The sequence below is a fragment of the Hymenobacter coalescens genome, assembly GCF_054783195.1.
Window position 1 is genome coordinate 26554 of record NZ_BAAGRA010000023.1, and the last position, 11865, is coordinate 38418.

At 57.5% G+C, this 11865-nt stretch carries 10 protein-coding genes and 1 tRNA gene; 6 read left to right on the top strand and 5 right to left on the bottom strand.

Features of this window, described 5'->3' with window-relative positions:
* Positions 1-47 precede the first annotated feature (47 nt).
* On the top strand, positions 48-467 hold the full coding sequence (locus ACYVKQ_RS21045; RefSeq protein ID WP_460677336.1) for a 6-pyruvoyl trahydropterin synthase family protein: 420 nt from the start codon (positions 48-50) through the stop codon (positions 465-467).
* A 161-nt stretch (positions 468-628) separates the two neighbouring features.
* On the top strand, positions 629-1738 hold the full coding sequence (gene lpxB, locus ACYVKQ_RS21050; protein ID WP_460677337.1) for a lipid-A-disaccharide synthase: 1110 nt from the start codon (positions 629-631) through the stop codon (positions 1736-1738).
* Positions 1739-2077: 339 nt separating this feature from the next.
* On the opposite strand, the gene clpX is transcribed toward lpxB, so the two are convergent.
* From clpX to ACYVKQ_RS21075, 5 genes are all read right to left on the bottom strand, one after another.
* Complete coding sequence (clpX, locus tag ACYVKQ_RS21055; RefSeq protein WP_460677338.1) at positions 2078-3304, bottom strand: ATP-dependent Clp protease ATP-binding subunit ClpX; 1227 nt, start codon at positions 3302-3304, stop codon at positions 2078-2080.
* A 269-nt stretch (positions 3305-3573) separates the two neighbouring features.
* Positions 3574-3957 (bottom strand): hypothetical protein, encoded by a 384-nt coding sequence (locus ACYVKQ_RS21060; RefSeq protein ID WP_460677339.1) that lies wholly within the window; start codon positions 3955-3957, stop codon positions 3574-3576.
* Positions 3958-3989: 32 nt separating this feature from the next.
* Positions 3990-4694, bottom strand: a complete 705-nt coding sequence (locus tag ACYVKQ_RS21065) for an ATP-dependent Clp protease proteolytic subunit (RefSeq protein WP_111479137.1) — start codon at positions 4692-4694, stop codon at positions 3990-3992.
* Positions 4695-4828: 134 nt separating this feature from the next.
* Positions 4829-6157, bottom strand: a complete 1329-nt coding sequence (gene tig / locus ACYVKQ_RS21070) for a trigger factor (RefSeq protein WP_460677340.1) — start codon at positions 6155-6157, stop codon at positions 4829-4831.
* Between the two features lie 127 nt (positions 6158-6284).
* Positions 6285-6369 (bottom strand) — tRNA-Leu (locus ACYVKQ_RS21075).
* Between the two features lie 652 nt (positions 6370-7021).
* Between ACYVKQ_RS21075 and ACYVKQ_RS21080 the strand changes: the two genes are divergently transcribed.
* The 4 genes from ACYVKQ_RS21080 to ACYVKQ_RS21095 all read left to right on the top strand — a co-directional run bounded on the left by ACYVKQ_RS21080 (position 7022) and on the right by ACYVKQ_RS21095 (position 11393).
* Positions 7022-9229, top strand: coding sequence for a RelA/SpoT family protein (locus ACYVKQ_RS21080; RefSeq protein WP_460677341.1), 2208 nt, complete (start codon positions 7022-7024; stop codon positions 9227-9229).
* 74 nt (positions 9230-9303) lie between these two features.
* Positions 9304-9774, top strand: a complete 471-nt coding sequence (locus ACYVKQ_RS21085; RefSeq protein ID WP_460677342.1) for a Fur family transcriptional regulator — start codon at positions 9304-9306, stop codon at positions 9772-9774.
* Positions 9771-10121 carry an STAS domain-containing protein gene (locus ACYVKQ_RS21090; protein ID WP_460677343.1) on the top strand — a complete coding sequence of 117 codons (351 nt, stop codon included), beginning with the start codon at positions 9771-9773 and terminating at the stop codon, positions 10119-10121. The genes ACYVKQ_RS21085 and ACYVKQ_RS21090 overlap by 4 nt, the downstream gene beginning before the upstream one ends.
* Positions 10122-11393 (top strand): adenylosuccinate synthase, encoded by a 1272-nt coding sequence (locus ACYVKQ_RS21095; RefSeq protein WP_460677344.1) that lies wholly within the window; start codon positions 10122-10124, stop codon positions 11391-11393.
* Positions 11394-11865: the final 472 nt, after the last annotated feature.

An 11865-nucleotide genomic window follows, 5' to 3' on the forward strand; every position in this document is an offset into this window, starting at 1 on the left:
GCCGCGGCCGCGGTGGTGCTCCTAAGCCCCTCCGTGCATCCGAATCCATGATTTACCTCAGCCGCCAGGAACACTTCAACGCCGCCCACAAACTCTACAACCCGCAGTGGAGCGAAGAGCGCAACAAGGAGGTGTTCGGGCCTTGCGCCAACGCCAACTGGCACGGCCACAACTACGACCTCATCGTGACGGTGAAGGGCCAGCCAGACCCCGAAACGGGCTTCGTGGTGGACTTGAAAGCCCTTAGCGTGCTAATCCGCGAGCACATCGTCCGGCACGTCGACCACAAGAACCTCAACCTCGACGTGCCTTTCATGGCCGGTAAGCTCGCCAGCACCGAAAACCTCGCGGTGGCTTTCTGGCAGATTCTGGCGCGGGAGTTGCCAGGCATCACCGCCACGGCCCAGCTGCACTGCATCAAAATTTACGAAACGCCCCGCAACTTCGTCGAGTACTACGGCGAGTAAATCAATTAAAAATTGAGAATTAAAAATTAAGAATTGCTCAGACGCCAGCGCGGAATAATCCAGTCGTCTGGCGTGTTTGGTGCCGTAGCAGGCCACACCGGCCGCGGGCATCGAACGGCAGTTCAATTTTTTAATTTTTAATTTTTAATTCTTAATTGACAATGAAATACTACCTCATTGCCGGCGAACGGTCCGGCGACTTCCATGCGGCCCGCCTCATGCGTGCCCTGCAGCAGCGCGATGCCAACGCCGAGTTTCGGTGCTGGGGCGGCGATATGATGGAGGAAGCTGGCGGTACCATGGTGCACCGCTACCAGGAAATGGCCATCATGGGCTTTATCGAAGCGGCCACCAGCGTGTTCAAGTTCCGGCGCTTTCTGAAGGAATGCCAGGATGACCTGCTGGCCGCCAAGCCCGACGTGCTGATTCTGGTCGATTACGCCGGCTTCAACCTGCGGGTGGCCAAGTTTGCCAAGGCGCACGGCATCAAGGTCTTTTACTACATCTCGCCCAAAATCTGGGCCTGGAACCAGGGCCGCGTCCACAAGATCAAGGCCCTGGTCGACAAGATGTTCGTTATCCTGCCCTTCGAGCGGGAGTTCTACCAGCGCTTCGGCTACGACGTGGACTACATCGGCAACCCCACTGCCGACGCCGTGCACGAACACCCCGCCACCGACGACTTTTTTCAGCGCAACGGTTTCGACCCGGCCCGGCCCATCATTGCGGTGTTGCCCGGCTCGCGCAAGCAGGAAATCGAGGAAATGCTCTTCGAGATGCTGCGTATCCTGCCGCCCTTCCTGGATTACCAGTTCGTGGTGGCCGCCGTGTCAAACCTCGATCCGGCCTACTACAACCACTTTGAGCGCATCAACGTGCGCATCGTGTATGACCAGACCTACGAGCTGCTGCGCCACGCCAAAGCAGCCGTGGTGACCAGCGGCACGGCCACGCTGGAAACGGCCCTGTTCGACGTGCCGCAGGTCGTTTGCTACCGTACCAGCGCCGTGTCGTATGCCATCGGCAAAGCCGTGGTAAAGGTGCCCTACATTTCGCTGGTCAACCTCATTGCCGGCCGCCAGGTCGTGAAAGAGCTCATCCAGAGCGACTTCACTGCCCGTAACCTCGTCACTGAGCTGCACCGCCTGCTCGATGATGAGCAGTACATCGGCCAGGTAAAAGCCGGCTACGCCGAAATCCGCGAGAAGCTCGGCCGCACCAATGCGGCCGATAAGGCAGCGGAGCTGATGGTGGGGTATTTGAAGAAGTAGCTCTACTAGATATTCCAAATGCCACCGGGCCTCAGAAACAGTATTCTGAGGCCCGGTGGCATTTGTAGCGCGTGGTAGATTATCTCATTTCCTTTTGCGCAAAATCCATACGATGCTTGCCGTGGCAATGCTGGAGAGCAAAGCAGCTATTGCGAAGGCCGTATCAGTTGAGGCCGGTATCTGGTGGCCGGAGGCATAATATAGAAACCATAGGAAGCCCAAACAGAGCCACCAAAGGATCAGCAAGGAACAGGCGAGGACTGACTTAAAACCCATAAAAAAGCAGATAGCGGCTGGAAAGTAGTGCCTTCCAGCCGCTATCTGCTTTTTGCAGGAAATCTACGCCGCCCGCAGTTGCTTTAGCGGCGACTTCTCGAACTTCTCGTGGGCGTACTCCAGGTCGATAACCAGCTCCGTCTGATCCGTCATCGACGGCATGTCGAACATGGCATCGGTCATGATGCTTTCGCAGATGCTGCGCAGGCCGCGGGCGCCGAGGCGGTACTCGTCGGCTTTGTCGACGATGTAGTCCAGGGCCTCGTCGGTAAACGTCAGCGTGACGCCTTCCATTTCGAACAGGCGGTTGTACTGCTTCAGGATGGAGTTCTTGGGCTCCGTCAGGATCATGCGCAGGGTGGCCTTGTCCAGCGGGTTCAAGTGCGTGAGCACCGGCAGGCGGCCGATCAGCTCGGGGATAAGGCCGAACTGCTTCAGGTCCTGGGCCGTGATGTAGCGCAGGAAGTTGTTGGTGTCCACCTTCTCGTCCAGCAGCGTCTTGGCGAAGCCCAGCGGCTTGGTGTTCAGGCGGCTCTTGATGATGCGCTCAATGCCCACGAAGGCGCCGCCGCAGATAAACAGGATGTTCTCCGTGTTCACCGTAATCATCTTCTGCTCGGGGTGCTTGCGGCCGCCGTGCGGGGGCACGTTTACCGTGGTGCCTTCCAGCAGCTTCAGCATGGCCTGCTGCACACCCTCGCCGCTCACGTCGCGGGTGATGCTGGGGTTGTCGCTCTTGCGGGCAATCTTGTCCACCTCGTCGATGTACACGATGCCGCGCTCGGCCGCTTCCACGTTGTAGTCGGCGGCCTGCAGCAGGCGCGTGAGGATGCTTTCCACGTCTTCGCCTACGTACCCAGCTTCGGTCAGCACCGTCGCGTCGGCGATGCAGAAGGGCACCTGCAGTACCGAGGCCAGCATCTTGGCCAGGAAGGTTTTGCCCGTGCCGGTTTCGCCTACCATGATGATGTTCGACTTCTCAATCGTGACGTCATCCTTGCCGGCGGGCTTCTGCATCAGGCGCTTGTAGTGGTTGTACACCGCCACGGCCAGCACCTTCTTCGCTTCATCCTGGCCTACCACGTACTGGTCGAGGTATTCCTTCATGTCGCGGGGCTTCACGAGGTTAAACTTCGGCGTCTTCGAGTTCGAACGAATCTTGTTCTCTTCGTTCAGAATCTGCTGCGCCTGCCCGACGCACCGCTCACAGATGTGCGCGTTGATGCCGGAAATCATGATGGAAACCTCGCGCTTGCTTTTGCCGCAAAACGAGCAGGTGATATCTGCCATTGTCGAAGGAAAGTCGAAAAACTAACTGTATTAGCCGTGCCAGGGCGAATACGGTCTCAAAGGTACGAATTCGCAAACGCCCCCGGTGCAAGTAAAAGTGCCGCACCTGTAGGCTTCTACAAAAAGAACAACCGTCTCACCCTGAAGTTACCATTCAGAATGAGACGGTTGCATGAGCGGCCGTCTGCTCCAATAAATTTGTCGCCGAACAGCCGGAATTACTGGCTGAACGAATTGGTCAGAACTAATTCAGCCGGCTAAAAAGAACGTCATGCTGAGCTTGCCGAAGCATCTCTACTGCTTCGTTGAATAACCAGATCAAGGTCGTCATGTAGCTGAAACAAGTGGTAACCGCAGTGTTCCGTGAAAACGGCCAATTCGTGCCACTCAGGCGCTTTCAGTATAAAAGCGTGCTTGAAATCAACGGCAGAGTCGTCCTCAAATCTGATGCGAACCACGCTATCCGAAGGAAAATCGGAGGCCCCAAGCGTATGATACTTGGTTTCCCCTTTCGCAATCAAATATTCCCGAATCTTGGTTTTCCAGCGTTCCGGTAAGTCAGCGTGGCGCATCAAGCTTAATTTTTGAAATACAAGAACGTCATGCTGACGGCTGCAACGAAGCGGTAGAGATGCTTCGGCGGCGCTCAGCATGACGTCCTGATTATTTCAGCGTCGCCGAGAAATTACTTCTCCAGCTTGTGGCGCTCCAGCACCTCGTCGATGATGCCGTATTCTTTGGCTTCGTCGGCGCGCATCCAGTAGTCGCGGTCGGAGTTGTCGTGCACTTCCTGGTAGGTTTTGCCGGTGTGCTTGGCCAGGATGTCGTACAACTCCTTCTTCAGCTTGAGGATTTCGCGAGCGGTAATCTCGATATCCGACGACTGACCCTGCACGCCACCCGAGGGCTGGTGAATCATCACGCGGGCGTGGGGCAGAGCCGAGCGCTTATCCTTGGCACCACCGGCCAGCAGCACGGCTCCCATGGAAGCGGCCAAGCCGGTGCAGATGGTAGCTACGTCCGGGCCCACGTACTGCATCGTGTCGTAGATGCCCAGGCCGGCGTACACCGAGCCGCCGGGCGAGTTGATGTAGAGCAGGATGTCCTTCTTGGCGTCGGCCGACTCCAGGAACAGGAGCTGGGCGGTAATGATGTTAGCAATATAATCGTCGACGGGCGTGCCCAGGAACACGATGCGGTCCATGATCAGGCGCGAAAACACGTCGATTTCGGCGAAGCGCGTCGGGCGCTCCTCGATAACCGAGCGCGTCATGCCCGTGACGAAATGGCTGGATTGCCCTTCGATGTGGTGCAGATACTGATCGACACCCAAGCCGCTCAGGCCTTGGCCCTTAACGGCGAATTTGCGGAATTCCTGTTTGTTCAGCATTGACTGAAGAGGTAGGAGAATGGTTGGTACGGCGTGATACCGACCCGAGGGCCGGGGAGCAAAGGGTACGAAAAAAGCCCTTACTCCGACGAAGTAAGGGCTTTTTTTTAGTGGGAATCAACCCAGCGCGGAAATTACGCCTGCGGGTTGCTCCGGAAGTCCTCGGCCGTCATCGGCTGGTCTTTAACAACAATCTGACCACGCAGGTTGTCGAGCACTTTCTCTGCCAGAATGGCTTCGTACTCCTGCACGTAGTTCTTGCCGTTCTCCTGGCGCAGGAAGTTGTCGGCAAAGCCGCGCACCGATTCGCGCAGCTCTTCGCCTACTTCGGGCATGTTGAACTGGGCCAGGATCTTGTCCATGGTCCGGTCCATGATTTCCTCGTTGGAAACCTTCAGGCCTTGCTCTTCCACCACTTTGTTGCGGATCAAGGACCACTTCAACTCTTTCTCGTAGTCGGAGTAGTGCTCTTCCACCTGCTCCTTGGTCAGCTTGCCCTGGTTGGCGGCTACCAGCCACTTCTTGAAGAACTCTTTGGGCAGGTTGATTTCGGTCTCGGTAACGATTTTGTCGATCAGGCGACGGTTCAGCACGTTGTCGGCTTCGCGGTCGTAGTTCTGCTGAATCGTCTCGTTTACTTTGGCATCGAACTCCTCGCGCGTGGTCACGGCGTCTTTGCCGAACACCTTGTCGAACAGATCCTGGTCGTACTCAGCGTGCTTCGAGCGGTGGATCTGCTCCACTTCGAAGGTGTATTCGCCTTCCACACCGGCCGCCAGCTCCTTGGAGAGGCCCGAGAAGTTGGCAATGGCCGATACGTCGCCGCCGAAAGCGTCCTTCAGGTCGAAGGTCACCACGTCGCCGGCTTTGATGCCGATGAACTTGTCAGCGCCGTTCTTCACCTTGTTGGTAGGCAGCAGCACTTTCTGCGAAAACTCGGTGGTTTCCTGCTTCAGCTGACCCGAGATGTAGTCACCAGCTTCCGAGGTTTCGGGGTTGGTGTTTTCGCCGAACTGGCGGCCGATCTGCTCGTAGGTTTCCTCCAGCGTGTTCTGGTCCAGCTCCACTTTCGGACGCTCCACCTCGAACGAGTCGCCGGTCGGCAGCGTGAACTCCGGAATCAGGCCCAGCTCAAACTGGAACTCGAAGTCCTTCTGGGAGTCGAAGTCCACGTTGGCGGGTACCGGCAGCGGGTCACCCAGCAGGCGCAGGTTGTTCTCCTTGATATAGGCGTCAACCGACGAATTCAGCAGGCGGTTGATTTCGTCCACCAGCACGCCCTTGCCGTACATCTTGCGCACCAGCCCCACGGGCACCTTGCCCGGTCGGAAGCCCTTGATCTGCGCCTTTTTGCTGACGTCTTTGATCTGCTTTTCTACGGCTTCCGAGTAGTCGGCTTCCGTGAGGCGCACGGTCAGCAGGGCGCCCTGCTGTTCGTCTTTTTTGTCGAGGGTGATGTCCAAAACGAGTCGGAGGTTAAAAGTAAGCGGGCCGCTGGCCCAGTTAGATAAAAAGGCAACAAGCCCCCAACGCACCGGGGCCGGGGTGTTGAGGGCCTGCATCGAGGCTGCCGCCGAAACGGCAGAGAAGTGGTGCGGATGGAGGGACTCGAACCCACACGCCTTGCGGCACCAGATCCTAAGTCTGGCACGTCTACCAATTTCGCCACATCCGCATTAGCCGGGCCGGTCGCCGCGGGGCCGCAAAGCTAAGCAAGTGCCGCGGAATATCAAACCCTTGCGCCCAGTTAGCACTTAGGCGGTATCGCGGTCGACATATAGGTCGTCATGCTGAGCGAAGTCGAAGCATCTCTACCGCTTCGTTGCTGTAATTCCAGCACGTCATTCCGAACGAAGTCGAGGAATCTCGCGTGCTGATACTGCCACAATCTAATCTTGTGATTGATTATAAAACGACTTTTCCTCCCACGCCCATCTAACGTTCTCGCAACTGTGGCGTCCCGTCCACCAGGACCAATTGTTGTATAGATGAATGGAGCTTGATTCTTTGTCTTGTTTTTCGCCATAATGCAGTGTGCCGGGTCGCAACCCATCAATACTGCTAACAGTGAAACTTGGATCGATATTCTCAGCAGACGCATAATGTTCAGATATTGGGTAAACCAGGATAACGGGCCTGGCAGCGGTTGGTAACGCCCGGCTTCAATCCGCTGTTATCCTACCTAGTACCGCCAAGCCCCAACCCGCCCTTCGCCCAGCCGAACCGTTCATCCGTCTACTCTGGCCTTGCGAAGCCGACCCACCGGGCGCGGTTTTCGTACCTTCGTCGGCCGCCTTCCGCAAGCGGCCCGCAGTGCTTTTTCGCCAATGGCAACTCTCATAGATCCGGAGGTAGAGCGGCAGGAAATCCTGCGCCACTACCGCAAACTGCTCCGCACGGCCAAGCCCTACCTGAAAGGGGGCGACGCCAAGCTCATCAAAAAGGCCTTCAATACCTCCCTGGAGGCCCACAAGGACATGCGCCGCAAGTCCGGCGAGCCGTACATCCTGCACCCGCTGGCCGTGGCGCAGATTGTGGTGGAGGAAATCGGGCTGGGCACCACCAGCATCGTGGCGGCCCTGCTGCACGACGTGGTGGAGGACACGCCCTGGGAAATTTCCGACGTGGAGCGGGAGTTCGGCACCAAGGTCGCCCGCATCGTCGACGGCCTGACCAAGATTTCGGGCGTGTTCGACTACGGCACCTCCGAGCAGGCCGAGAACTTCCGCAAGATGCTGCTCACGCTGTCGGAAGACGTGCGCGTGATTCTCATCAAAATCGCCGACCGCCTGCACAACATGCGGACGCTCGACTCGATGCCGCGCCACAAGCAGCTCAAGATTGCCTCCGAAACCATCTACCTCTACGCCCCGCTGGCCCACCGCCTCGGCCTCTACGCCATCAAAAGCGAGCTGGAGGATCTACACCTGAAATATACCGATACGGAAACCTTCCGCGACCTGACGCAGAAGGTGCGCCAAAGCCGCGGGGCGCGTAACCGCTTTATCAAGGAATTCGTGGCGCCGCTCCACGACGAGCTGCAGGCCCAGGGTTTTGATTTCGAAATCAAAGGCCGGCCCAAGAGCATCTACTCCATTTTGCGGAAGATGCGCAAGCAAAACATTCCCTTCGAGGAGGTTTACGATCTGTTTGCCATTCGCATCATCCTCAACGTGCCCCCGGAGCAGGAGAAGGCGGCCTGCTGGCGCGTCTACTCCATTGTCACGGATTTTTATCAGCCCAACCCAGACCGCCTGCGCGACTGGGTGAGTACGCCCAAGGCCAACGGCTACGAGTCGCTGCACACCACCGTCATGTCGCAAACCGGCCAATGGGTGGAAGTGCAGATTCGCTCCAAGCGCATGGACGACATTGCCGAGAAGGGCTACGCAGCGCACTGGAAGTACAAGGACACCGGGGCCGTGCAGCCGGAGTCTTCGCTGGAAGCGTGGATCAACAAGGTGCGCGAGATGCTCGAAACCAATAACTCCAGCGCCCTGGAGTTCATGGACGAGTTCCGGCAAAACCTCTTCGTGAAGGAGGTTTACATCTTCACCCCCAAGGGTAAGCTCATCATTCTGCCCGATGGCGCGACGGCGCTGGACTTCGCTTTCGAAATCCACACCCACATCGGCCTGCAATGCCTCGGCGCTAAGGTTAACCAGAAACTGGAGCCGCTGAGCTACCGCCTGCGCAACGGCGACCAGGTGGAAATTCTAACCTCGCAAAAGCAGCGGCCGACGGAGGAGTGGCTCAGCTATGTTACTACTTCGAAAGCGCGGGGCAGCATCAAGGATTACCTGCGCGACGACAAGCGGGCCAAGTCCGAAGACGGGAAGTTCCTGCTAGAGAAGCGGTTCGAGTTGCTAGGCATCGAACTGAGCCAAGACAACCAGAACCGCCTGCTGGCGCACTTTAACGTGCATAACCTGCCCGAATTTTACTACCGCTTGGCCATCGGGCAGATTGACGGCCGTGAAATCAAGGAGAGCCTGTTTGACCCGGCCACGCCGGTGCCACGCAGCCCGTCCATGCTCGAGCCGAAAGCTTTCGACCAGGAGGTGCAGAAGCTGCGCGGCGTGCGGCCCGATATGCTGGTGATAGGGGAGAAGACCGATACCATCCGGCACACCATTGCCACCTGCTGCAATCCGATTCCCGGCGACGACGTGTTCGGCTTCGAAACCGACGAGGGCATCGTGATTCACCGTACGTCTTGCCCCAAAGCCACGAACCTGATGTCGAGCTTTGGCAACCGCATCGTGCGCGCCAAGTGGACCGAGCAACTGGAGCTGGCTTTCCTGGCCGGTATCCGCATCAAGGGCTCCGACCGCGTTGGCCTCGTTAACGACGTCACTAAAATCATTTCCAATAGCCTGAAGGTGAACATGCGCTCCATCACCATCGACTCCGATGACGGTATGTTCGAAGGGCAGATCATGGTGTTCGTCAACGACACGGCCCATCTCGAAAAACTCATTCAGCGCCTCAGCCGGGTGCGCGGTGTCTTGTCGGTCGAACGGTTCGGTTCTTAAACCGGTTAACAGCTTGCCCGTTCAGCATGTCCAGGTACATAGCTGGTACACCTTAGTATATATAGCAGCACAAAATGCTCGATGTTGAGAAGTACGAGGAGGTAAAGAAAATCTTCACCGCCTACCTCGAAAGCAAAGGCCTGCGCAAAACCTCCGAACGGTACGCTATTCTGGAGGAAATATACTCGCGCACCGGCCACTTCGACGTAGAAGAACTCTACGCCGGCATGAAAGACCGCGGCGTGCAGGTCAGCCGTGCCACCGTGTATAACACGCTGGATTTGCTTGTCGAGCACCACCTCGTCAGCAAGCACCAGTTTGGCCGCAACCTCGCCCAGTACGAGAAGTCGTACGGCTACCGGCAGCATGACCACGTCATTTGTACCGAATGCCATAAGGTTGTGGAATTCTGCGACCCGCGCATCCACGGTATCCAGACCATGGTCGGGGAGTTATTGAACTTCCATATCTTGCACCACTCCTTAAATCTTTACGGCATTTGCGGCGACTGCCGCGCCAAAGCCGCTCGTACCAACACCGAATGAGAACTGACGCCAACCTGCAAGACGGCATCCTGTCAGTGCGCCTGACCGGCGACCTGATTGGCAGCCCCGACTCCCAGCAACTCCTCCAGACCGTTGATCAGCATCTCGGCGACGAAGCCGTGAAGCTCTGTTCCGTCGACCTTTCTAATGTTCGTTACGTCAACAGCTCTGGCATTGGCGTTTTGGTGTCGCTGCTGACTAAGTTTCGCAGCCGCGGCGGTGAGTTGGTGCTGATCAACCCCGCCGAGCACCCGCGTAAGATGCTGGCCCTGACCAAACTCACCTCCATCTTTACCATTGCCGACGACGAAGCAGCTGCCTCCAGCCTGCTCAAAAACGCCAACTAAATGCCCGTAGACGTACTCGTTGGCCTCCAGTGGGGCGACGAAGGAAAAGGTAAAATCGTGGACGTGCTTGCACCCACGTACGACGTAGTAGCTCGTTTTCAAGGCGGCCCCAACGCCGGCCACACCCTCACCTTCAATGGCACCAAGCACGTCCTGCACCAGGTGCCATCGGGTATCTTCCACCCGCACATTATCAATGTAGTCGGCAACGGTGTCGTCCTCGACCCCGTCGTCTTCCGCGAGGAACTGCGCAAGCTCACTGCCCGCGGCGTCGATGGTACCGCCAACCTCTACATCTCCAAGAAGGCTCAACTGATTCTGCCGTCGCATCGTGCCTTGGACCGTATCTGGGAAGAAGCCCGCGGCGGCGGTAAGATAGGTTCTACCTTAAAAGGTATTGGCCCAACCTACCAGGACAAAATCGGCCGCACCGGCCTCCGGGTAGGGGATATCCTGCACCCCAACTTCAAGGAGCGGTATAAGGAGGCTGTCGAGCGGCACCGCCAACTCGCCAACTTCCACCAGCGTGAGCTGGAAATCGAGGAAGCTGAGCCTATCTTCTTCGAGGCCGTCGAAGAGCTCCGTCAGCTCCGCCTCACCGATACTGAGTACCTTCTCAACGACCTGCTGGCCCAGGGCAAACGCATCCTGGCCGAAGGCGCTCAAGGTTCTCTGCTTGACATCGACTTCGGCACCTACCCCTTTGTCACTTCCTCAAGCACCGTAGTAGCCGGCGCCTGCACGGGCCTCGGCATCGCTCCGAAGCACATTGACAAGGTGTACGGTATCAGCAAAGCCTACTGCACCCGCGTCGGCAGCGGCCCTTTCCCCACGGAGCTCCACGACGAAGTAGGGGAGAAGATTCGCCAAGCCGGCCGCGAGTTCGGCTCTACCACCGGTCGGCCCCGCCGCTGCGGCTGGATCGACCTACCGGCCCTGCGCTACGCCATCATGCTGAACGGCGTCACCGAAATCCACCTGATGAAAGCCGATGTGCTTTCCGATTTCGACGAAATCCAAGTCTGCACTCATTACAAGCGCCCCGACGGCAGCACTACCGAGCATCTGCTCGACCTCGCCGAACTGCAGGAACTCACCCCCGAGTACACCCCGCTGCCCGGCTGGCAGACCAACCTCGACAACATCTCGGAGCCTACCAATCTGCCTGCTCAGTTAATTGCTTACGTACAATACCTTGAGCAGCAGCTTCAAGTCCCCGTCAGCATCGTTAGCGTCGGCCCTGACCGCACGAGCACAATCCACCGGAACTAGCCGATAGGTGAAAAATAAGTGCAAAGGCCCGCTTGACATTGCGCAAGCGGGCCTTATCTTTGTCATCCCAGTTCGGCAAACGGCCAGCTGAAACCTCAAATGAGGAAATTTTGAAAAGTTTTTCTGTCAAGTCTCTTGACTTCTCCAACTCGGTGTTGTTACCTTTGCACCCCGATTCAGCAGGAAGCGGCGAGGCGGGCCAGCGGCGAAAAAAAAGTTGCGGCCGGGCTTGACACGAACGCCGAAGGGTTCCGATCTTTGCCTTCCGTTTCGCGCCGAAACGGCACAGCGGAAAGCGCGGCGAGGAAAAAACTTGCGGCGGGAACTTGCAAACGGGTCCCGCAGTTGGCTGCCTTTGCAGCCCGGTTCGAAACGCGAACCGGCTAGAGTTTACCAGGACGGGGCCGCAAAAAAAAAGTTGCTCCGGGGCTTGCAAACGAAGCAGAGCGCTTCTTACCTTTGCAACCCGAAA